This is a genomic window from Cupriavidus sp. 2SB (assembly GCF_005503625.1).
Lineage (GTDB): Bacteria > Pseudomonadota > Gammaproteobacteria > Burkholderiales > Burkholderiaceae > Cupriavidus.
In genome coordinates this window covers 1-22,587 of sequence record NZ_SCMX01000005.1, presented here as the reverse complement: position 1 = coordinate 22,587, position 22,587 = coordinate 1, and the positions used below count along the sequence as shown (strand labels likewise).

Genomic DNA, 22,587 nt, shown 5'->3' with positions numbered 1-22,587 from the left:
ATGGCAACGCCTACACTGGATTTTCGCGGCTGGCGTGCGCCGTGGCGTGACGGGGATACGGATGGAAACGACCTTTGACTATCTCGTCGTAGGGGCTGGATCGGCCGGCTGCGCGCTGGCGGGACGGCTGGCCGATAGCGGCAGCGACACCATCGCGCTGCTTGAGGCCGGCGGACACGACCATCATGTGCTGGTCCGCACACCTGCCGGACTCGCCGCCATGCTGCCGCGCGCCGGGGCGCGCAACTACGGCTTTCAGACCGTGCCGCAAACCGGACTCGACGGCCGGCGCGGCTATCAGCCCCGGGGGCGAGGGCTGGGCGGCAGTTCGTCGATCAACGCGATGATCTACACGCGCGGACGCCCCGCCGATTACGATGGCTGGGCTGCCAACGGCTGCGATGGCTGGTCGTGGGACGACGTGCTGCCGTACTTCCGCCGCGCCGAGTGCAACGAGCGCGTGGCCGGCCATGACGACGATCCGCTGCACGGCGGTACAGGTCCCCTCCATGTGAGCGACCTGCGTTCGCCCAATCCATTCGTCCAGCATTTCATCGACGCCGCGCAGCATGCGGGCATCGTGCGCAATGATGATTTCAATGGCGAGGAACAGGAGGGCGTGGGCTGGTATCAGGTTACGCAGCACAACGGCGAGCGATGGAATGCCGCACGCGCTTATCTGCATGGTGGCAATGCACGCGATCGTCGCAGCAACGGCGGGCGCCCGCATCTCCATGTGATGACCGATACGCAGGTGCTGCGCATCCTGTTCGAAGGGCGACGAGCAGTGGGTGTGCTGGTCTGGCGCGATGGCCAGGAGGTGGTGCTGCACGCGCGCCGCGAGGTCATCGTCTCGGCGGGTGCCTTTGGCTCGCCCCAGTTGCTGATGGCATCGGGCGTGGGACCCGCTGCGCATCTGCGCGAACACGGCATTGCCGTCGTGAACGACCTGGCCGGCGTGGGCGCGAACCTGCAGGACCATGTCGATATCGCCGTGCATCGGCGCGTGGCGGTGGCGGAGCTATTCGGCTTGTCGTTCGGTGGCGTGCGGCGGCTGATTGGCGAGACGTTGCGCTATCGGCGCGACCGCAGTGGCATGATGTCCTCGAACTTTGCCGAAGCGGGCGCATTTGTGCGTAGCCAGCAGGGCTTGCCCGAGCCGGACCTTCAGTTGCACTTCGTGGTGGGCATGGCCGACGACCACATGCGGCGGCTGCGCGCGGGCCATGGCTATTCGTGCCACGTCTGCCTGCTGCGGCCACGCAGCCGTGGCGAGGTGCGGCTGGCGTCGCCGGACATGCGCGACGCGCCGTTGATCGATCCGCGCTACCTGTCCGATCCGCAAGACATGGAGGATCTGCTGGCTGGGCTGCGCATCGTGCAGGAGATTCTGGCGCAACCGCCGCTGGCCGTGTTCGGCGGACGGGCGTTGCATGAAGAGGGAAGGGCGGCGGCGAGCGATCTGATCCGGCGGCACGCGGATACGATCTACCACCCGGTGGGCACTTGCCGCATGGGCATGGATGCGATGGCCGTGGTGGACCCGCAGTTGCGCGTGCGCGGCGTGGAGGGTTTGCGCGTAGTGGACGCGTCGATCATGCCAACGCTGATCGGCGGCAATACGAATGCGCCTGCCATCATGATCGGGGAACGTGCGCATGATCTGATCCGGTTCGCGCCACATGTGACGTTGCGGATTAGAGAGGCGGCAGTGGCGGGGTAGCACGGTTCGTCTCCCGATGGTGTGTTCTCCCCTCTCCCGCTGTGCGGGAGAGGGGTTGGGGGAGAGGGTCGGAGGTTCTGCTTGCCGATGTGGGCAATTTGAACGGCTTGCCCTCTCCCCCGCCCCTCTCCCGCGCGCGGGAGAGGGGAGCAAACCGCGAGTAGTTGATGCGAGTTTCAACCCCGCATCTGAAACTGCCCCACCATCTCTCTCAACTTCCCGGCCTGTTCGTCCAGCGACTGCGCGGCCGCTGCGGCTTCTTCCACGAGTGCGGCGTTCTGCTGCGTGACCTGATCCATCTGCCCCACGGCGTGACCGACTTGTTCGATGCCGGCGCTTTGTTCCTGCGATGCGGCGGAGATCTCGGCGATGATGTCCGAGACGCGTTTCACGGCCTGGCGGATCTCGTTCATCGTGTTGCCTACGCCATGCGCCTGCGCGGAGCCGGTGCGCACGGTGTCTACCGATGCTTCGATCAACTCCTTGATCTCCTTGGCCGCGCTAGACGAGCGTTGCGCGAGGCTGCGCACTTCGCCTGCCACCACGGCAAATCCGCGACCCTGCTCGCCTGCGCGCGCAGCTTCCACGGCAGCGTTCAGCGCCAGGATGTTGGTCTGGAATGCGATGCCTTCGATCAGGTTGGTGATGTCGGCGATGCGGTTCGAGCTGCCGCTGATCGCGCCCATCGTATCCACCATCTGCTGCACCACCTGGTTGCCTTCGTCGGCCACCAGCGCGGCGTTCGAGGCCAGCGAAGAAGCCTGACGGGCGTTCTCGGCGTTCTGGCGCACCGTGGCCGTGAGCTGCTCCATGCTCGATGCGGTTTCCTCCAGCGATGCGGCCTGCTCTTCGGTGCGCGACGAGAGATCGACGTTGCCTGCTGCAATCTGCGCGGCGGCCACACTCACCGAGTCGGTGGAGCGGCGCACTTCGCGCAGCGTGCCGCCCACGCGCTCGATCAGCGTGTTGAACGAGCGTGCCGTCAGGCCGATTTCATCGAGGTGATCCACGGGCGCGCGGTGGTCGAGGTCGAGCGACTGGCTGACGTGTTCCAGCGTGCCCTGAATCTCCGCGAGGCTGGTGCGGATGCGCTGGAAAAGCGAATACGCGAGGAACGCGGTCACGGCGGTAGCCAGCACGATCACAATCCAGAACAGGCGCACGGAGGCATCGTACTGGGCCTTGTTGTGCGCCACGGCTTCCTCACCGAGCTTCGTGTTGTATTCCAGATGTTCGTCGAGCGCCTTGCGTACGGCGTTGGATGCCACGTTGAGGTCGCCGGACGTGATCATCTTCTGCGTGGCGGCAAAGTCGTTGGCGCGCGAGCGTTCAAGGTACGCCACGGTGGATTCGCGATAGCGCTTCATCGCATCGCGGTCTGCTTCGAGCAGCTTGCGGTCCGTGGGGTCGGAGATATTGTTGCGCTCGTATTTGGCGACCAGGTCGTCAAAGCGCTTGTTGCCGCGTTCGAACAGGGCTTCGGCTTCGGTCTTGGCGCCGGCGTCGTCGCTCATGGCGTGGCGATACAGCGCCACACGCACGGTATTGAGCGCACCACTGACATTGTTGAGGTCGCGCACGCTGGTGAGCGTGTTGTCGTTGAAGTATTCGAAGCGCTCTTCGGATTTCTTCATCTGCCAGATACCGCCAAGGCCGACAAAGAGAAGCGCAAATAATGACAGGGAGAACGTGAGAAGCAGGCGTTTGCTGATATTCATGAGAGGCTTTGGCGGCACACGTTACTTGGCGCGGACCGTCCCGTTGTGACGACTTGGTTTTCGCAGCGGGCAGACAGCCCGTCGCCACAACGTTTACGGCACAGGGTTCACTCATTTGAGGTATCAATCCCGCAATGCAGCAAAGCCCTGTGCGATGTTCGCCATCCTCTCCCTTCAATCTCTCCGCCTATGCCGGCCAGGTGCGATCGACAAGACGTTGCAATGTGCCGATATCGACATCCAACGTGCCAAACACGCGACCATGCTGACGTCCCAATCGGCTCGCCATAAAGACCTCGGCGCTCTCGGCATCGCCATGCGCGATCATCAACGCGGCCTGCGCGGTGAGCACGAGTCCTTGCGCGAAACGTCGCGCGCTGGCTTCGAGCGTATCGGCGGGTGCGCGCAGCATGGCCTGCAGCGAGGCGAGTTCTGCGCGCACGGCAGCATGACCGTTCGAGAGTCGCGCGAGATCCTGCAGGATCAGCGCACCATCGTTGGGCGTGCGCTGCAATGCACGCAGTACGTCGAGGCACATGATGTTGCCCGAGCCTTCCCAGATCGAATTGACCGGCGCCTCGCGATATAGCCGCGCCATGGGCCCTTCCTCGACGTAGCCGTTGCCGCCCCAGACTTCCATCGCTTCGCCAGTGGCTTCGAGCGCGCGCTTGCAGATCCAGAACTTCGCGGCGGGTGTCATCACGCGCTTCCATGCGGCGGCGAGCGGATCGTCGTCGGCGTGTTCGAAGGCGTTGGCCAGCGCCATCATCATCTGCGTGGCGGCTTCGGATTCGAGCGCGAGATCGGCCAGTACATTGCGCATCAGCGGCTGGTCTGCCAGCAACTTTCCGAAGGCCATGCGATGTCGTGCGTGATGAAGCGCCTGCACCAACCCCGCACGCAGCAGCGCCGCGCTGCCGATCACGCAGTCGAGTCGCGTGTTGGTCGCCATCTCGATAATGGTGGGGATGCCGCGTCCTTCCTCGCCAATCAGGATGCCCGTGGCGCCACGGAATTCCACTTCGCTGCTGGAGTTCGAACGATTGCCGAGCTTGTCCTTGAGGCGCTGGATCAGGATCGGATTCTTGCTGCCATCGTCGCGCCAGCGCGGCACGAAGAAGCACGAGAGCGGACCATCTGCTGCGCCCATCCGCGCCACCACGAGGTGCGCATCGCACATCGGCGCCGAGAAAAACCACTTGTGGCCCGTCAGCGCATATTCCGCGCCACGTCCCTCGCCGCGCACCGGTACAGCCACGGTGGCGTTGGCGCGCACATCGGAGCCGCCCTGTTTCTCGGTCATGCCCATGCCGATCATCACGGCGGTCTTGTCGCGCCACGGCAGGTCGCGCGCGTCGTGTTCCTTCGTATAGAGACGCGATTCGAGATCGGCGAACAGTGCGGGTTCCTTGGCGAGTACGGGGATGCTCGCCAGCGTCATCGTGGTGGGGCACAGCGAACCGGATTCGACCTGCGCCTGGAGGAAGTAGCCAGCGGTGCGCGCTGCCCATACACCGGCGCGCGGTTGTGCAAACGGCAGCGCCTGCAACTGCTGGCTGCGCAGCAGCGTCAGCAACTGGTGCCAGGCGGGATGGAACGTGACCTGATCGATGCGCTCGCCGGTGCGGCTGTGCGTGTGCAGTTCAGGGGTTAAACGATTGGCATCGGCTGCCCAGGCTTGCACCTCCGGATCGCCAAGCCGTGTTCCATAGGTGGACAGCGCGTCGGCTTGCCAGTTGCCGCCCAGCCTGTCGAGCGCGGCGCGCAGGCCGGGATCGGATTCGAACAGGTTGTAGTGGGCGAGATCGGGAACCTGGTTGGTCACGCGGTGGGTCTGCGCGTCGGTGAAATCTGCGATCCCTGCGGCGGATGTGGCGGTCATGGCATCTCCTGGCACAGTCTGATTGCTGCGATGGGTGTATGGGTAACCTGCTGCGGGCCATGGTACGGCAACTCGCGCGTTCGCCATATCGAGGGTGCCCCGATGCACGGCCCCCGTTCGCGCATCATCGGGCACTCGCCATGCATCGTGCAGCGCAGCATGGGCGTTCGATACTTGCACGCACGACAGCTGCGACCGAATTTTGGGTGGCGCGGGGCAGGGCGTTGTGCTTAAATTCACCCCGTTGGATGAAACAGGGGTGCCGTCCGGATGGGCCGGGCGGCTGAGAGAGTCCCTTCGAACCCGATCCGGCTAGTACCGGCGTGGGAAGTTTCACGAAGAACCGAAAGTCTCCTGTCCCGCGGAATTTCCGCAACGGGACGCCGCCGCCGGCCATGCCGCGCGTTGCGGGCTCACAGGGCTCCTGGTTTCGTCCATCCCCGCAAAGAGAGGACGACACTCATGGCCCGTACCGCCCCTGCCGCTTCGTTTGAATCGCTCGAAAGCGATCTCGACCAGAAGTTCGCCTACCCGGCTTCCAGCAAGACCTATATCCCCGGCAGCCGCCCCGATATCCGCGTGCCGATGCGCACGATCCTGCAGACTGCCACGCGCACCGACAAGGGCGAGATGGGGAATCCGCCGATTCCCGTCTACGACACCTCGGGCCCGTACAGCGACCCGGACGTGCATATCGACCTGAAGGCCGGCCTGCCCGCCGTGCGCGAGCAGTGGATTGCCGAGCGCGGCGACACCGAGGTCCTGTCGGGCCTGTCGTCGGAATACGGCCTGGCGCGCGCCAACGATCCGGCCACCGCCCACCTGCGTTTTGCGCAACTGACGAACCCGCGCCGTGCCAAGGCCGGCGCGAACGTGTCGCAGATGCATTACGCACGCCGCGGCATCATCACGCCCGAGATGGAATACGTGGCGCTGCGCGAATCGCTGAACATGCAGGCGCTGTACGACAAGCCCGAGTACAAGGCGCTGCTGCGCCAGCATCCGGGCAACCCGCTGGGTGCCTCGCTGCCGATGCGTCCGGAAGACATGACGCCGGAGTTCGTGCGCCGTGAAGTGGCCGCTGGCCGCGCCATCATTCCCGCCAACATCAACCACACGGAACTGGAGCCGATGGCCATCGGCCGCAACTTCCGCGTGAAGATCAACGGCAACCTGGGCAATTCGGCGGTGACGTCGTCGCTGGCCGAGGAAGTGGAAAAGATGGTGTGGTCGATCCGCTGGGGCGCCGACACCATCATGGACCTGTCCACGGGCAAGCACATTCATGAGACGCGCGAATGGATCCTGCGTAACTCGCCGGTGCCCATCGGCACGGTGCCGATCTACCAGGCGCTGGACAAGACCGGCGGCATCGCCGAGGACCTGACCTGGGAAATGTTCCGCGACACGCTGATCGAGCAGGCGGAGCAGGGCGTGGACTACTTCACGATCCACGCAGGCGTGCTGCTGCGCTACGTGCCGATGACGGCGGATCGCGTGACGGGCATCGTGTCGCGCGGCGGCTCGATCATGGCCAAGTGGTGCCTGGCGCATCACAAGGAAAACTTCCTGTACACGCACTTCGACGAGATCTGCGAAATCATGAAGGCGTACGACGTGTCGTTCAGCCTCGGTGATGGCCTGCGTCCGGGTTGCATCGCGGATTCGAACGACGATGCCCAGTTCGGCGAACTGCGCACGCTGGGCGAACTGACCGCCAAGGCGTGGGAGCACGACGTGCAGGTCATGATCGAAGGTCCGGGCCACGTACCGCTGCAGCGCATCCAGGCCAACATGGATGAAGAACTGAAGCACTGCTACGAGGCACCGTTCTACACGCTGGGACCGCTGGTCACGGACATCGCGCCGGGCTACGACCACATCACCAGCGGCATCGGCGCCGCCAACATCGGCTGGATGGGTACGGCCATGCTGTGCTACGTCACGCCGAAGGAACACCTGGGCCTGCCGGACAAGGAAGACGTGCGCGAAGGCATCATCACGTACAAGATCGCCGCACACGCCGCCGACCTGGCCAAGGGCTGGCCCGGTGCACAGTTGCGGGATAATGCGCTGTCCAAGGCTCGCTTCGAGTTCCGCTGGGAAGACCAGTTCAACCTGGGCCTCGACCCCGAGCGCGCCCGTTCGTTCCACGATGCCACGCTGCCGGCCGAAGGTGCCAAGATCGCTCACTTCTGCTCGATGTGCGGACCGAAGTTCTGCTCGATGAAGATCACGCAGGAGGTGCGCGACTACGCGGCGTCGTTGCCGGAAGCGCAGCGCGGCATGGAAGAAAAGTCGATCGAGTTCGTGAAGACGGGTTCGAAGATCTACTCGTAAGCCAGCGTGGTTGTTGTGTAGCAAGGGCGCGTATCGCAAGACGCGCGCCCGCAGTACCCGAGTTCCGCGCGCGGCGCCCCCACGCGGCGCGGCGGCATTCACCCAACCGGAGGCCGGCCGGCGCAACCTTCTTGCCAACGCCGCCGGCATACAAGCCCATGACAGCAGTACAGTCCTTCGATGTTGCCGTACTCGGCGCCGGCCTGGCCGGGCGGTTGTCCGCCTGGCATCTGGTGCGCGCGGGCGTCCGCGTGGCGCTGATCGAGCGTGGCGGCCCCGACGGCAGCGGCTCTGCCGCACACGTGGCCGCGGCCATGCTCGCACCGCTGGCGGAATCCGCCATCGCGGAACGGCGCATCGTCGATCTCGGCATCGCCAGCGTCGATCTCTGGCGCACCTGGCTCAAGGAATTGCCCGAACCCGTGTTCTTCCAGGAGGACGGCACGCTGGTGGTATGGCATGCGCGGGACCGCAGCGAAGTGTCCCTCTTCACCAATCGCATGCGCGCCGTGGCGCCGCCCGAGCTGGTGCAGCAGCGCCTGCGCGCACTCGATGGCAAAGGCGTGGCCGATGTGGAACCGGAACTCGCCGGACGCTTCGGGCAGGGTCTGCTGCTGCAGGGCGAAGGCCAGCTCGACAACCGCGGCGCGATGCGCGCGCTGCTGGCGTGTGCCATCTCGGAAGGTCTGCATTGCATCTGGGAGGCGGGCGAAGTGGAAGCCAGTTCGCTGCCGGCGCTCGGCATCCGGGCCAATGTGGTGCTCGATTGCCGGGGACTCGGCGCGCGCACGGCATGGGCCGAACCCGAAGACGAGAACGGACGCGCGCTGCCGGGCCTGCGCGGCCTGCGTGGCGAAGTGGTGCGGGTGCATGCGCCCGATGTGAAGCTGCATCGCCCCGTGCGCCTGCTGCATCCGCGTTATCCCATCTATATCGCGCCGAAGCCGAACGACCTGTACGTGATTGGCGCCACCGAAATCGAAAGCGAGGACGAATCGCCGATGAGCGTGCGCTCCGCGCTGGAGCTGCTCTCTGCGGCGCACTCGCTGCATCCTGCGTTTGGCGAGGCGCGCGTGCTCGAACTCAATGTGCAACGTCGCCCGACACGGCCCGATCACCTGCCCGCCATCCGCGTGGACCAGGCCACGCGCGTGGTGCGCGTGAACGGGCTGTATCGCCATGGCTGGCTGATTGCGCCGGCGGTGACCGAGGCCGCCTGCCACGTGGTGCGCGCGATGCTGGAAGATGATCCTGCCGCGCATGCGGTGCCGGACGCCCTGCGCTGGCCGGGTATGATCCAGCCCGTGCGAGAGGTGGCGTCGCTGGCATCGGGCGCGCTCGCGGACATCGGCACCGGCATGCTGCATTAATCTGAAACCGACCATGAATATCCTGCTCAATGGCCAGCCACTGGACCTGCCCGATACCGCCACGCTGGCGGACGCGGTCAGTGCGGCAGCCATCGCGCCGCCGTTCGCCGCTGCGGTGAACGGCGAATTTGTCCCGCGCGCCGCGCATGCGGCCCGGACGCTGAGCGCAGGCGACAAGATCGACCTCGTGCAACCCGTGACGGGAGGCTAGTTCCCATGACATTCGAACCGACTGAAACCCTGCGCGATCCGTTCGTGCTGTACGGGGAATCGTTTGCTTCACGCCTGCTGCTGGGCACCGCGCGCTACCCGTCGCCGGCCACGCTGCAGGCGGCTGTGGAAGTATCGCGCCCCGCGATGATCACCGTGGCGCTGCGCCGCCAGACTGCCGTGGGCAGCGGCGACGGCCAGACGCTGGGTGGCGATACGTTCTGGCAGATGCTGCGCACGCTGGGCGTGCCGGTGCTGCCGAACACCGCTGGTTGCTTCACCGCGCAAGAGGTGATCACCACGGCGATGATGGCGCGCGAGGTGTTCGAGACCGACTGGATCAAGCTCGAACTGATTGGCGACGATTACACGCTGCAGCCGGACACGCTCAACATGCCCGCCGTGGCCGAGACGCTGATCAAGGAAGGCTTCAAGGTACTGCCGTACTGCACCGAGGATCTGGTGTTGTGCCGCCGCCTGCTCGACGTGGGTTGCCAGGCGTTGATGCCGTGGGCTGCGCCGATCGGCACGGGGCGAGGCGCGGTGAATCCGCACGCAATGCGCACGCTGCGCGACCGCCTGCCAGACACGCCACTGATCGTCGATGCGGGCCTCGGCCTGCCGTCGCACGCAGCGCAGGTGCTGGAGTGGGGCTACGACGGCGTGTTGCTCAATACCGCCGTGGCACAGGCCGCCTATCCGGTGAACATGGCGCGCGCGTTCGCGCTGGCCGTGGATGCGGGCCGCACCGCCTATCTGGCCGGCCCGATGCCCGAGCGTGAGGTGGCACAGGCCAGCACGCCGGTGGTGGGCATGCCGTTCTGGCACGCCGAAGGCGCGGAGGATCGTACATGACACGCCAGGGTGTGGCGGCAGCGATGGATGCTGCGTTGTTCGACGATCTGATGCGGCGCTATGCCGTGATGTTCGGCCATGACGCAACGCCGTGGCAGGTATGGCCGCTGGCGAATGCGCCGGCGACGCTGGGCCGGCATGATGTGTTGCTGAGCGATGGCGAGGCGGATGCCGACGCCATCGATCGCGTCACGGCGGGTGGTGCGGTGTTGATCGAAAGCGAGCGCGAAGGCGGCCGCTGGATCGATACGGTACGTTCCCCGATGGGCACATGGGTGCTGGACGTGCAGGCCGACGATGACAACGCGCACGCGCCGGCCTTCGTGGCGAAGCTGTGCGCGGCGCTGTCGCTACACTTCCCGGCGCATGACGCGCTGTGCATCGCGCGTGCCTGGCAGACGGGTTCCACGGAGTGGCCGAAGACGTTTGCGCGTTTTCCACGCGTGCGCCACGCCGCGCTGGCATCGCCCGAGGCACCGCCGCAGCCCTTCGCTCCGTGCCCTGAACTGGGCCTGTACGTGGTGCTGCCAAATGCGGAATGGATCGAGCGTCTGGTGCCGTTGAACGTGCCGACCGTGCAGTTGCGCTTCAAGTCGGACGATGCGGCAGCGGTCAAGGCCGAGATCGTGCGCGCGGCCAATGCGGCCAAGGGTGGCAAGTCGCGCCTGTTCATCAACGACCACTGGCGCGTGGCGATCGATCATCACGCGGCTTGTGGCGGCGATAGCGGCATCTACGGCATCCACCTCGGCCAGGAAGACCTGGACGAGGCCGATCTCGATGCGATTCGCGCCTCGGGTTTGCGGCTTGGCGTGTCCACGCACGGTTATGCCGAGATGCTGCGCGTGGCCGCCATCGCACCGAGCTATCTGGCGCTGGGCGCCATCTTCCCGACCACGACCAAGATCATGCCCACCCAGCCGCAGGGCATGGGCCGCTTCCAGTCGTACGTGGCGTTGATGAAACCGGTGATTCCGTCGCTGGTGGGGATCGGCGGCGTGAACGCGACCAATATGCGCGAAGTGCTCGCCGTTGGCGTGGGCAGCGCAGCGGTGGTGCGCGCTGTGACCGAAGCCAACGATGTTCCGGCAGCAGTAGCAGGGTTGACCGCGCTGTTCGATTGAACAATTCAACGATCAAGCGTTGAATCGATGGAAGGGGAGTGGCATCGCGCCGCTCCCCTTTTTCTTTGCTATCGCGCCGACCACTCGCTCTTGCGCACGCCGATGGCGGTCACAAGCCCATAGGCCGTGATGCCGAGCGCGACGCCGAGGAAGTGTCCGTCGATTCCCATGCCGCCTACGTTGGCGAGCAACCAGCCGCCGCCTGCCGCCAGCCCGATGCGGCTGAGACCGGCGAGGATCGGCCAACGCATCCGTCCCGCTCCCATCGACGCAAAATACAGCGCCATGCCGAGGCCAAAGCCGCCGAACGCTGGCCCGACCCATGACAGCGCACGCGCGGCGATGCTCGCGACTTCCGCATCCTGCGTGAACAGTCCTGCGAACTGTGCCGGAGCGAGACCTACTGCGGCGCCGACACTGCCAGCAATCAGCAGGGCGAGCCACGCGCCCACCCACGCAGTGCGCCGCGCCGTGAGCCAATCGCCAGCGCCGACGGCGCGACCGACCAACGCCGTCAGCGCCGAGCCCACACCGAAGGCGAGCGGAATCATCAGGAATTCGAGTCGCGCCGAGATGCCGTAGGCGGCCACTGTCGCGGTGCCGTAGTGGCGCAACTGCGCCGTGACGAGGATCGTGGTCAGATTGGCCACCGATGCCAGCGCGCAGGCGATCAGCCCGACCGACAGGATGCGATAGAACAGCGCACCCGAGAGCTTCACGCGCAGCGTCGGCATGAAGCCCGCTCCGCCGCGCAGCACCACCCAGGCCATCATCAACGCTGCGGCCCATGATGCCGTTGCCAGCCCCGCGCCGATCCCTGCCAGTCCCATACCGAGGCGCTCGGTGAACCACCACGCCAGGATCGGAAACACGATCCACATGGCCGCCAGCACGCGTGCCGCCAATGCATGGCGACCGCCGCCGCGCAGCACCGAAGCGAGCGTATTGGCGAGCCACGCGGGCACCGCACCGGCCCCGAACAGCCAGATCGCGTAATCGGCAGCAGCCTCCGCAGCCGTCGCGCCGGCCACGGCACCGAAGATCTGATGCGGAAAGCCAGCGAGCGCGATGGCAAACAAGAGCCCGGCCGTCACGGCAATGAACATGGCGTGCATGACCAGCGACGAGGCATCCTCGCGCTTGCCCGCCCCGAGTGCCCGCGCGATGGCGGACACCACGCCGCCGCCCATTGCTCCCGTCGACATCTGTTGCAGCAGCAGCGCAAACGGCAGCACCACGGCCCACCCGGCCAGTGCGGACGTACCTTGCCGCGCTGCCAGCCAGGTTTCGATCAGCTGCGCGCCGGCCTGCAGGAAGGCAACCAGACTGGTGGGCGCGGCCAGCGCGGCAATGCGTCGCGCAATCGCGGAAGAGGAAGCCGCTTCGGTTGGCGCCACCACGCCACCAAGCGCCATGGCGTCAGGCTTGCTCATCGACGGCCTCCGCGGAGGTGTCTTGCGCGGCGGTATCGCCAAATCGCGCACGCAGATACCGGCCGGCACCGGGGCCAGGACGCACGCGCAGATCGTCAACCGTGATCGTGCTGCCATCGGGTCGCGTCAACTGCCCGGCAACGATCTCGCCGCCATCGCGCTTGTCTTCAAGCACGGTCAACGGACCTTTCTCGTCAGCCATCCAGCGATCCGCCCAGGCTTTCAGCGACACATAGACCGGAAAGAAATCGCGGCCCATCTCCGTGAGCCGATACACCTGCCGCGCGCCGCCACCGGGCGCCGGGGCCTTTTCAAGCAACCCATGCTCCACCAGCGTCTTGAGCCGCGCGCTCAGGATGTTCGGCGCAATGCCCAGATGCTTCTCGAATTCGTCGAACCGCGAACTGCCGTAATAGACCTCGCGCATCAGCAGGATCGCCCACCGCTCTCCCAGCATCGCCATCGAACGGGCAACCGGGCAGGGCATGTTGGCAAAGTCGGTTTGTGCCATCGTCTCCCCTCTCTTTTACTTTTGAAATGCAAGTCATTGCATGAAGGGGAGTGTAGCTTGCGAATTGAAAGTTTGCCGGGGAAGTTTGGGGGGCAGGCTGTCAGCGGTAGCCCGTAAGAGGGTGGGGAGGCGGAAATGTGATCAAAGGTGCCGATGCTGGGGGCGGTAGGAGGAAGCTGTCGTCGATGCGGACAGCAGTTTCGGTTGCGGGTACAAAGGCCAGGATTCTGCCCGGTGCGGAGACCTTGGAGCGGGTGAGCCAGAACTTCTCGAACCGCGCGCGTGGCATGCGGATATTGCCCCATGCGGGATCGGCCAACCATACGCCAGTCGGGTCGGCCTTACGAAGCACGGAGAAGTGTCCGTCGTCCCAATAGTCGAGATAGACGATGACAGGGCGGCGCAGGCGCGTGAGTGCGTCGTAATCCAGCCCGATGCCGTGCGCCCTAAACCCCATTGAGGTCGCGGCACCGGCCAGATCCGTCATGGAAAAAGCGGCCTTTATGCCAATGCGGCCGATAACGTCCGCCTCATTTGCTTCGATACCAAAATACTTGTTGAGGACTGTGACCAGCGACGCCGCGCCGCAAGAATAGTCGAAGCGTTGCTTGACGATGCCTGTGTCGCGTATTTCGGTCCACGAGCGTACGGGGACTGGCTCCCAGATATCCCACTGCGGATAATTGATCGACGCGGCGCCAACCTGATAGCACCATCCCAATGGCAACAGAAGCAGTAAGCGGCTAATGCGGTTCAAACGGGGCATAGGCGTTCCGCCGCAATGCGGCATGCCCACAGCGCGACGACGAGTGCTATCGAAAAGCTCACCACCGTCATGCGTATATCCGGACGGCCAAATGCAACCTTCCGGAAGTACGCAATACAAAGAAGCAGGCCGACCGCACCGAAGACCTGAACGTACAGGCTGCACGACAGGATCATGGAATCGCGACATTGGTTACCGCATTGGGAGTCGACGCCTTAATCAATGAGGGGAAAGTGTTCTTCGATTTTTTCGAATAATCGGCGTGGCAGCCCGAGCACCCGCGGCCTAGCAGACCTGTTGCCATTCCCCCATAAAAGCCCATGGTTCCGCCGAGGATTGCATTTGCGCCCAGATTGCCGGCTGGCCCCATGATGAATCCGGTTGCCGCGCCAACGCCAGTTGCGATGAGCAAGCCTTGCGTGGAGCCTTGGCCGGATACGATGGCTTCCCCGAAGTATCCCGCCGCGCCTGTAATCGCGCCGATGGCTGCGCCCACCGGCCCAAAGCGGCCCCGGACTTCGTCCATTTCACTGGTGTCGATGGACTCTAAATGAGGAGGCCGGTCCGGCAGCATCGTGGTCAGGTACTCAATGTCTTCAGTTGTTATTGGAGTAGGTCTTGTTGTGGTGCTTGCCTGTGCAGTCGTTTGGAGGGTCATCGCTATAGTGCAAAGCCCGACCGCAGCGCAGTGTTTGATCCTGATTGAACCGTTTTGCATTTGACTAGACTCCTTTGGATTTTGCGTTATAGGCGCCAGGTGAAGTTGGTCCAGAGTTGTGCCCTGTCGCTACCGGCAACGCCCGCCTGTGCGTCGATATTCATCACCAACGAGGCCGACAGCCGTTGGGTGTATCCGAGCGTGAATGCGGCTGAAGTGGTGCCAGACTGTCTTCCGATCCGGTTCGTCTCGCCAACGCGAAAGCTCTGGATCATCCCGGCACGCAGCGTGATTTCAGGATTCATGGCGACGCCAAATGAAGCTGCGGCAGCCAGTACGTCGCCGGGGTTGTAGCGGGTGCCGCTATCGCTTCGCGTGCCCAGGTAGCTGTACGTGGCGGTGATCGATGCAATGACTGGATCGAACGCCCAATGACTGCCTATACCGATAGTTGCAGCGGACCCGTAAGTGATGTCGTTCGACGAGTTGTCGGCAACGGCAATTTCCGCAAAGCCGAGCACGAAGGGCTGCGAGAACACCGAGGTGATTCGGTAGTCCGCACCTATCGTGAGGTTCCGCCATCCCGCACTGTATTCAGAGCCTGATGTCTGACGATCCAATGACTGTCGCCTTTCCGCATCCAATTTCAGGCCGGCGCTGATGTTCAGCCTGTCGGTGGCCGACAACCGCAGGCCAAGTCGCGTGAACAAGGAGTCGCTGCGGGTGTTGGCGAGCGAAACGTCTGGAATGAAGATGGAGTACGCGTGCGAGATGGGCACGGCGATGGCGCTGACATTCAACCTGTTCGAATCGGATGCCGTGTAGCCAACACCTGCGCTGAACGTCGCGCGCCCTTTCTTAGGCGCGAAATCGTCAATCTTGAAAGGTGAGTCCGAGTCGCGCTTCTCGTCGGCCAGCGCTACGGAAGCACAAGGCGCGCACAGCAATACGAATACAAGCAGGCAGGGGTTTTTTGCAAGGCAATGCATCATGCGTCCGGAGGGGGTGGCCATTTGCGACTGCGTCGATTCGCTAGTCGCGCTCGAAAAAATCGGGTGTTGAAATGGCTGGCGCGGTGATGACTGGCTTGCTGGGCAACGATCTTATAGCGAGAGCCAAGGCATTTGCGACGTGATTCCTGCACACGCCACGTATTTCAGAGATTTACGATTCATGACGTCTGATCGGGCGTGCGAAATCGAGGCTGTGACCCGATGGGTTGGGGACGAGGCGTATCATCGAGTGCTCTGTCCCGCCCCCGAACTTTCCTCATGACCGAGCCCACCGACCGCGCCGATTCGCCAACTCCGTCCGAATCGTCGGGGCCGCCGCCTTCGCCGCCTCCGGAGTCGTCCGAGTCCGAGCCTTCTCCCAGCCGTCTCCGTGAACTGCGTCAACGCGCGCACCGTGCCGCGCGGCGCAAGTCGCGGCAGGTGGGGCGGATTTCGCGGATGTCGATGCGGTATGGCGTGTTCATGTGCGGCGCGGGCGCAGTGGCGCTGTTCTCGATGGTGTTCGCCTATATCGCCGAGGTGTCGCTGGCCTGGAATGCGCGGGTGACTACGGCTACGCCTTGGTTGGCTTTCTTGCTGTTGCCTTTCGGTCTGGCGGCGCTGCGCTGGCTGACGATCCGGCTGGCGCCGCAGGCGCGCGGCAGCGGCATTCCGCAGGTCATTGCGGCGGTCACGCTGCCACCGGCGGGACCGGCGCAGACCGTGCTGGTCTCGTTCCGGCAGGCCATGTGGAAGGTGTTGCTGACCACGGGCGCGCTGCTGGCCGGTGCCTCGGTGGGCCGCGAGGGGCCTTCGGTGCAGGTGGGCGCGGCGGCCATGCTCGCCTGGGGGCAATGGTTTCAGGAGAAACTGAAGTTCCGGATCGGCTTTCATCCGAACGCGTTGATCGCCGCCGGTGCGGCGGGCGGACTGGCCGCCGCGTTCAATACGCCGCTGGCCGGCGTGGTGTTTGCCATCGAGGAACTGGGACGCGGCACGGCGGTGCGTTGGGACAGGCTGGTGCTGTCCGGTGTGCTGACCGCGGGCTTCCTGTCGCTGGCGGTGCTCGGCAACAACCCGTATTTCAGCGTCAAGGTGCCGCTGCTGGTGCTGCATGATGCGTGGGGACCAGTGCTGCTCTGCGCCGTGGTCAATGGCGTGATGGGCGGACTGTTCGCCAAGCTGCTGATCGCCGGCGTGCCGGGACTGGTGCCATCGGCATGGCGTGGCTGGGCGACGAATCGGCCCGTGCAGGTAGCGTTCGTCTGCGGAATCATCGTGGCGGCGCTGGGCTGGGCCACGAAGGGTGCGACGTTCGGCACGGGCTACGAGCAGGCATCGGGGCTGATCAACGGGGAGCCGCACAGCACGTTGTGGTTCGGGCTGGCAAAGTTCGGCGCCACGGTGGTGTCGTACTTCGCGGGCATCCCGGGTGGCATCTTCACACCGGCGCTGGCGATTGGTGCGGGCATCGGAGCGAACGTTGCCGATTTCGTGACGCACTTCATGAGCGGCATGGCGGAACCGCGCGTGCTGGCCCTGGTGTCGATGGCTGCATTCCTGGCCGCCGCTACCCAGGCGCCGATTACCGCCAGTGTGATCGTCATGGAGATGACGCGCACGCAGGACCTGACGATCTACCTGCTGGCGGCCTCGCTACTGGCGTCGTTCCTGTCGCGCCAGTTCAATCCGCATCCGTTCTATCACCACATGGGCCACGCGTTCCGCCGCGAAGCGATGGCCATCGGGCGCAAGACCTCGTCTTCCTAGTCACGGCCGTAACACGTGGTTACAGACCGTTGCGTGCGCGCCGCTGCTGTGTGGGGTGGGGCGCGTTTGCCGATGGCGGCGGTAGAGGCGTTGTCTTAACATGTGCCGCGCACGGACCGGTGGCAGCAGATCGGCCGGCCTTGCTGTGTACCGTCGGCACATCCTTCCGCCGGGCAACCATCGCGATGCATTTTCGGGGAGCAGGAAATGGGCACGCAGCGTTCCGGCGGTACAGGCAGTACGCGTTCGAATCCCGCACCACGTGCGCCCCAGTCGCAGAAGATGCCCGTCGCCGAGGTCTTCGCAGACAGCCTGATGTGGCACACACGCGGGCTCCAGGCCAATTCGCGCATGCGCGCGCCCGCCGCCCGCCGCACCCCGCCGCGCCAGTTGCCGCCCAGCCCGTTGCCGCGGCTGGTGCTGTGGGCAGCGGTCATCGCCGTGGCGCTGGTATGCTTCCAGGCCGTGAAGCATCTGCTCCGCTAGCCGATAGTCGACCCAGCATCACACCACCGGTGTGAGCGCGGTCCGGCAGGAACCCTCGGCACGGAGCCGGCTCCAATGCGGAGCCGTTTTCAGGAGTGTGTTTTGAGATTTCCTTTTGCCGGGCTGGCCACCGCCGCCCTGCTGGCGACCGCCGTCGCCCATGCCGCCCCCGCCGCCCAGCCGGCGCCCAAGGCTGCCCCCGTAGCGATTCCCGATGGCAAGGACCAGTTCTCGACGATGCTCGACACGCTCGAGATCGGCAGTCCCTTGCCGCAGTTGCCCGATTGCGCCGATCACCGCACGCCTGATGGCAAGGACGTCACCGCCTATTGTGTGGAGTTGCGTGGCGATGGCGTGATGCGCCAGGTGGGCGTGCCGCGCGACAAGCGGCCCGTGTTCATGGATGGTCCGCGGCTGGTGGCGATTGTCGACGGCAACGCGCTGGTCGGCATGATCGTGCCGACCGACGGCATTCGCTCGCAGGACGCGGCCGCGCAGGCGCTCAACGCGCGTTATGGCAAGCCGTTCCGCCAGGAAGCCGAGGAGATGAAGGACAAGGCCGGCAAGTCCGTGAAGACGATCCACGCGGGCTGGATGCGCAAGCCGCTGACCGTCGAGCTTTACACCATCCCCGACGCGACGAACGAAGGCACCATCGAATTGCTGCTGCCGCAGGCCCGCGCACTGATGGCGAATCGCGATGCGGAGGTGGCCAAGTCCCTGGCACCGCCACCGGCCTCGGCGCCGGCGGCGAAGAAGAAGGAAGACAAGAAGGCCGCGCCGGCTAAACCGGTGAATCCGGGGAGTTGGTGAGGTTTTCTCTGCTACCGGGTCGCTCCCCTCTCCCATGAAATGGGAGAGGGGAGCAAACCAAGCGTTACCCTGCCGCCCGCCGCCGATCAATCTTTCTCGCCAGCACGATCGATGTCGTCGTGTGATTCACCCCATCGAGCATGCCGATCTCGTCGAGCAGTTTGTCGAGCCGCGCATGGGTGTCGCAGCGGATCACGGCCATGTAGTCCACCGGGCCGCTGACCGAATTCAGTTCCTCCACCTCGGGTAGCCGCTGCAGCGCCCGCACCACGCCGGGCGCCGCCTTGGGCTGCACTGACAGTCCGCAGAACGCCAGGATCGCGTTGTCCTCCATCTGGCTGCCGAGCCTTACCCCGTAGCCCGCCACCACGCCAATACGTTCGAGTCGCGCGATGCGAGCCACCACTGTGGTCCGCGCAATGCCCAGTGCGCGCGACAGGTTGGCCGCGCTTTCCCGTGCGTTGGCTTGCAGCAGCGCCAGCAGGTGCCGGTCGGTCTGGTCGAGGTCTGCCATGACGTGAACTGACGAATCGTCAGAAGGGATGGTCGATACGTCGGATTATGACGAGATTTCGTCAATCTCGGGCCTGTAAAACGTGCGTGCGCCTGACCATACTTGAGGCATCGACCAAGGCAGTTTTCGACGGAGTCCGCCATGCAACCTTCCACGCTGGGTCCCGCCGCCGTGCGCGACCTGCCTCAAACTCCCCGGCCGCTATCGGTGGTCGTGCTCGGTGCCGGCAAGATCGGGCGCGTCATTGCCGCCATGCTGGCCGATTCGGGCGATTACCGCGTATGTCTTGTCGATCATGATGCGCACCGTCTCGACGGCCTGCCGCGCAGCATTGCGGTGCGTGCTGGCGACCCCACCGAGCCGGGCACCTGCGCGGCGCTGCTAGCGGGCGCCGATGCCGTGCTCAATGCGCTGCCGTTCCATGCAGCCATTCAGGTGGCGACGGTGGCGGCGCGACTGGGTGTGCACTACTTCGACCTGACCGAGGATGTCGCGGCCACGCAGGCCATCCAGAAGCTGGCGGCGAGCGCGCGGTCGGTGCTGATGCCGCAGTGCGGTCTGGCGCCTGGCTTTATCGGCGTGGTGGGGCACGATCTTGCGCAGCGCTTCCTGCGTGGTGGCGGCGAACTGCTCGACCTGCGCATGCGCGTGGGTGCGCTGCCGCGTTATCCCAGCAACGCGCTCAAGTACAACCTCACGTGGAGTACCGAGGGGCTGATCAACGAATACTGCAATCCGTGCGAAGCCATCGTCGATGGGCGGCGCGTGGAAGTGCCCGCGCTGGAAGGGCTGGAGACCTTCGCGCTGGACGGCGTGGAATACGAGGCGTTCAATACCTCCGGTGGACTGGGCACACTGCCTGAGACACTGGCGGGCCGCGCGCGGCAGGTCGATTACAAGTCGGTGCGCTATCCCGGTCATTGCGCGCAGATGAAGCTGCTGCTCAACGACCTGCGCATGCGCGAGCGGCGGGGCTGGCTGCGCGATATCCTTGAGAACGCCATCCCGATGACCGAGCAGGATGTGGTCGTGGTGTTCGCCAGCGCGACGGGCCATCCGCCCGGTGTGAAGGGCGAGGGCAAGCGCGGTCCGCTGACGCAGGCGTCGTTCTCGGCGCGCATCGGCGGGATGGAGAATTTTGCCGGTATCGGTCATGTGAACGCGATTCAGTTGACCACTGCCGCAGGCATCTGCACGGCGCTGGATCTGGTGGCATCGGGCGTGCTGCCGCAGGCGGGGTTCGTGCGGCAGGAGGCCATGCCGCTGGATCGATTCCTGGCCAACCGTTTCGGCCAGCATTACGCGCGGCATCCACTACAGGAGACGCTTGCATGAAAGCACACGACATTGCCGGTTGCTTCCAGTCGATGGGACTGGCGCAGCCCTTCACTGGCGGCGAGGCATTGCCAGGCACCCTCGGCGTACGCTCGCCCATCGATGGCGAGGTCTTCGGCCAGGTGCCGGTTTGCCTGCCTGCCGAGGCCGATACCCGCATCGCTCGCGCCCATGCGGCGCAAAGCCTTTGGGCACTGACGCCCGCACCGGCACGCGGCGAGGTGGTGCGCAGGTTCGGCGAAATGCTACGCATCCACAAGGATGCACTCGGGCGGCTCGTCTCGTTGGAGGCGGGCAAGATCCTGCAGGAAGGTCTCGGCGAAGTGCAGGAGATGATCGACATCTGCGACTTCGCGGTGGGCCTGTCGCGACAGTTGCATGGATTGACGATTGCATCGGAGCGCCCCGCGCATGCGATGCGCGAGACATGGCATCCGTATGGGCTGTGCGGCGTGATCTCGGCGTTCAATTTCCCGGTGGCGGTGTGGGCGTGGAACGCGGCGCTGGCGCTGGTGTGCGGCAATGGCGTGGTGTGGAAGCCGTCGGAGAAAACGCCGCTTTGCGCGCTGGCTGCGCAAGGGCTGCTGGATCGCGTGATCGACGAACACGCACCGCAATTCGCGGGACTGAGCTGCGTGCTGGACGGCGGGCGCCAGCTCGGTCAGTTGCTCGTGCAGCATCCGTCGGTGCGGCTGGTCAGCGCCACCGGCTCGACGCGGATGGGACGCGAGGTGGGCATGGCCTGCGCCTCGCACTTCAAGCGCGCGATTCTCGAACTCGGTGGCAACAACGCAGCCATCGTCGCACCGTCGGCCGATCTGGAACTGACGATTCGCGCGATGACCTTCGCAGCGGCGGGCACGGCCGGGCAGCGTTGTACCACGCTACGCCGTGCGTTCGTGCATGCGGACCTGATCGAGACCGTGACGCAGCGGCTGCGGCAGGTCTATGCGCGGCTGCCGGTGGGCGATCCGCTGCAGGCCGGCACGCTCGTTGGCCCGCTGATCGATGCGGCCGCGGGCGACACCATGGCGAATGCGCTGGCCAGTTGCCGCGCGCAGGGCAATATCGTCCACGGCGGCGAACGACTATTGGCCGACCGCTTTCCGCGTGCGTGCTACGTGCGTCCTGCGCTGGTGCTGACCGAGATCCAGCACGACACGATGCTCACCGAGACCTTCGCGCCGATTCTCTACCTGATGCCCTATACCTCGCTCGATGAAGCCATCGCGCTAAACAATGCGGCGTCGCATGGCCTGTCGTCGTGCATCTTCACGGAATCCCTGCGCGAGGCCGAGCGATTCATGTCGGCGGCGGGCAGCGACTGCGGCATCGCCAATGTGAATATCGGCACGAGCGGCGCGGAAATCGGCGGGGCGTTTGGCGGGGAGAAGGCGACCGGCGGTGGACGGGAATCCGGTTCGGACGCGTGGAAGAGCTATATGCGGCGCGCGACCAATACGGTCAACTACGGCGATGCGCTGCCGCTGGCACAGGGCATCCGCTTCGACGTCTGAGCCGACCTACGGTCTTCTCTTACATTCGCGCAGGCGTTGCGAATCGTAACAAGGGTTACAGCAGCTTGACGCTGTATTACCAGACCCGCCCGTATAACGTTCTAGAGAGCAGCGCATTGCCGCCGCGCAATGGCTGCGACATAAGGACGTCGAAATGAAAACGAGAATCGTGGTGATGGGTTTGGCAGTGGCCGGTGCGGCCATGTTGGGCGGCTGCGCGGTGTACCCCACGCCGTATGGCCCAGCCGTGGCACCCGCGCCGGTCTATGCAGCGCCGGCCGTCGTGGTCAGCCCATCGGTGGGGTACTACGGTGGGGGGTACTACGGACGTGGATATTACGGACGGGGGTATTACGGACACCGGGGGTATTACGGGCGTTGGTAAGGCGAGCGAGCTTTCAACGCCCTCTCGGTTTTCTCCCCTCTCCCGCAAGGCGGGAGAGGGGCGGGGGAGAGGGCCAGCCGTTCAATTTGCGATAACTTCGGCAAGCAGAACTTCTAGCCCTCTCCCCCAACCCCTCTCCCATTGCATGGGAGAGGGGAGCTTACTAAGCAGGATCGGCGCTATTC

Annotated in this window: 20 protein-coding genes and 1 riboswitch; of the genes, 12 read left to right on the top strand and 8 right to left on the bottom strand. The window is 65.0% G+C overall.

Annotated elements, in window-relative coordinates; translation table 11 throughout:
• The first annotated feature begins 61 nt into the window (after positions 1-61).
• Positions 62-1,723 (top strand): GMC family oxidoreductase, encoded by a 1,662-nt coding sequence (locus FFS21_RS03470; RefSeq protein WP_137923552.1) that lies wholly within the window; start codon positions 62-64, stop codon positions 1,721-1,723.
• 176 nt (positions 1,724-1,899) lie between these two features.
• Here the strand turns inward: FFS21_RS03470 and FFS21_RS03465 are convergent, their stop codons facing one another.
• Positions 1,900-3,441 (bottom strand): methyl-accepting chemotaxis protein, encoded by a 1,542-nt coding sequence (locus FFS21_RS03465; RefSeq protein WP_137923551.1) that lies wholly within the window; start codon positions 3,439-3,441, stop codon positions 1,900-1,902.
• A gap of 187 nt (positions 3,442-3,628) precedes the next feature.
• Positions 3,629-5,323, bottom strand: a complete 1,695-nt coding sequence (locus FFS21_RS03460) for an acyl-CoA dehydrogenase family protein (protein ID WP_137923550.1) — start codon at positions 5,321-5,323, stop codon at positions 3,629-3,631.
• 245 nt (positions 5,324-5,568) lie between these two features.
• Positions 5,569-5,670, top strand: a riboswitch (TPP riboswitch).
• 115 nt (positions 5,671-5,785) lie between these two features.
• Here FFS21_RS03460 and thiC point away from each other — a divergent pair.
• From thiC to FFS21_RS03435, 5 genes are all read left to right on the top strand, one after another.
• On the top strand, positions 5,786-7,663 hold the full coding sequence (thiC, locus tag FFS21_RS03455; protein ID WP_137923549.1) for a phosphomethylpyrimidine synthase ThiC: 1,878 nt from the start codon (positions 5,786-5,788) through the stop codon (positions 7,661-7,663).
• Between the two features lie 158 nt (positions 7,664-7,821).
• Positions 7,822-9,033, top strand: coding sequence for an FAD-dependent oxidoreductase (locus FFS21_RS03450; protein ID WP_137923548.1), 1,212 nt, complete (start codon positions 7,822-7,824; stop codon positions 9,031-9,033).
• 13 nt (positions 9,034-9,046) lie between these two features.
• The gene (gene thiS / locus FFS21_RS03445; RefSeq protein ID WP_137923547.1) at positions 9,047-9,244 is read left to right on the top strand and encodes a sulfur carrier protein ThiS; all 198 of its coding nucleotides are present in this window, start codon (positions 9,047-9,049) and stop codon (positions 9,242-9,244) included.
• Between the two features lie 5 nt (positions 9,245-9,249).
• On the top strand, positions 9,250-10,098 hold the full coding sequence (locus FFS21_RS03440) for a thiazole synthase (protein ID WP_137923546.1): 849 nt from the start codon (positions 9,250-9,252) through the stop codon (positions 10,096-10,098).
• Entirely contained in the window at positions 10,095-11,222 is a 1,128-nt protein-coding gene (locus FFS21_RS03435) for a thiamine phosphate synthase (RefSeq protein ID WP_137923545.1), read from the top strand. The genes FFS21_RS03440 and FFS21_RS03435 overlap by 4 nt, the downstream gene beginning before the upstream one ends.
• Positions 11,223-11,290: 68 nt before the next feature.
• Here the strand turns inward: FFS21_RS03435 and FFS21_RS03430 are convergent, their stop codons facing one another.
• The 5 genes from FFS21_RS03430 to FFS21_RS03410 form a co-directional block, all read right to left on the bottom strand.
• Positions 11,291-12,637: an MATE family efflux transporter gene (locus FFS21_RS03430; protein ID WP_502705150.1), complete on the bottom strand. Its 1,347-nt coding sequence runs from the start codon at positions 12,635-12,637 to the stop codon at positions 11,291-11,293.
• A 4-nt stretch (positions 12,638-12,641) separates the two neighbouring features.
• The gene (locus tag FFS21_RS03425; RefSeq protein WP_137923543.1) at positions 12,642-13,166 is read right to left on the bottom strand and encodes a winged helix-turn-helix transcriptional regulator; all 525 of its coding nucleotides are present in this window, start codon (positions 13,164-13,166) and stop codon (positions 12,642-12,644) included.
• A 100-nt stretch (positions 13,167-13,266) separates the two neighbouring features.
• The gene (locus FFS21_RS03420; protein ID WP_160471231.1) at positions 13,267-13,932 is read right to left on the bottom strand and encodes a C39 family peptidase; all 666 of its coding nucleotides are present in this window, start codon (positions 13,930-13,932) and stop codon (positions 13,267-13,269) included.
• Between the two features lie 172 nt (positions 13,933-14,104).
• The gene (locus tag FFS21_RS03415; RefSeq protein WP_137923541.1) at positions 14,105-14,650 is read right to left on the bottom strand and encodes a hypothetical protein; all 546 of its coding nucleotides are present in this window, start codon (positions 14,648-14,650) and stop codon (positions 14,105-14,107) included.
• Between the two features lie 26 nt (positions 14,651-14,676).
• Positions 14,677-15,603 carry a hypothetical protein gene (locus FFS21_RS03410; RefSeq protein WP_137923540.1) on the bottom strand — a complete coding sequence of 309 codons (927 nt, stop codon included), beginning with the start codon at positions 15,601-15,603 and terminating at the stop codon, positions 14,677-14,679.
• Positions 15,604-15,861: 258 nt separating this feature from the next.
• Here FFS21_RS03410 and FFS21_RS03405 point away from each other — a divergent pair, with 258 nt between their 5' ends.
• The 3 genes from FFS21_RS03405 to FFS21_RS03395 all read left to right on the top strand — a co-directional run bounded on the left by FFS21_RS03405 (position 15,862) and on the right by FFS21_RS03395 (position 18,651).
• Positions 15,862-17,352, top strand: coding sequence for a chloride channel protein (locus FFS21_RS03405; protein WP_137923539.1), 1,491 nt, complete (start codon positions 15,862-15,864; stop codon positions 17,350-17,352).
• A 207-nt stretch (positions 17,353-17,559) separates the two neighbouring features.
• Positions 17,560-17,838, top strand: a complete 279-nt coding sequence (locus tag FFS21_RS03400; RefSeq protein WP_137923538.1) for a hypothetical protein — start codon at positions 17,560-17,562, stop codon at positions 17,836-17,838.
• A 102-nt stretch (positions 17,839-17,940) separates the two neighbouring features.
• Positions 17,941-18,651 (top strand): hypothetical protein, encoded by a 711-nt coding sequence (locus FFS21_RS03395; protein WP_137923537.1) that lies wholly within the window; start codon positions 17,941-17,943, stop codon positions 18,649-18,651.
• 64 nt (positions 18,652-18,715) lie between these two features.
• Here FFS21_RS03395 and FFS21_RS03390 read toward each other — a convergent pair whose 3' ends face one another.
• A complete protein-coding gene (locus FFS21_RS03390; RefSeq protein WP_137923536.1) occupies positions 18,716-19,165 on the bottom strand; it encodes an Lrp/AsnC family transcriptional regulator in 450 nt (149 codons plus the stop codon).
• A 141-nt stretch (positions 19,166-19,306) separates the two neighbouring features.
• Here FFS21_RS03390 and FFS21_RS03385 point away from each other — a divergent pair, with 141 nt between their 5' ends.
• The 3 genes from FFS21_RS03385 to FFS21_RS03375 all read left to right on the top strand — a co-directional run bounded on the left by FFS21_RS03385 (position 19,307) and on the right by FFS21_RS03375 (position 22,402).
• Positions 19,307-20,500: a saccharopine dehydrogenase family protein gene (locus FFS21_RS03385; RefSeq protein ID WP_137923535.1), complete on the top strand. Its 1,194-nt coding sequence runs from the start codon at positions 19,307-19,309 to the stop codon at positions 20,498-20,500.
• Entirely contained in the window at positions 20,497-22,017 is a 1,521-nt protein-coding gene (gene amaB / locus FFS21_RS03380) for an L-piperidine-6-carboxylate dehydrogenase (RefSeq protein ID WP_137923534.1), read from the top strand. The genes FFS21_RS03385 and amaB overlap by 4 nt, the downstream gene beginning before the upstream one ends.
• A gap of 175 nt (positions 22,018-22,192) precedes the next feature.
• Entirely contained in the window at positions 22,193-22,402 is a 210-nt protein-coding gene (locus FFS21_RS03375) for a hypothetical protein (RefSeq protein ID WP_137923664.1), read from the top strand.
• Positions 22,403-22,587: the final 185 nt, after the last annotated feature.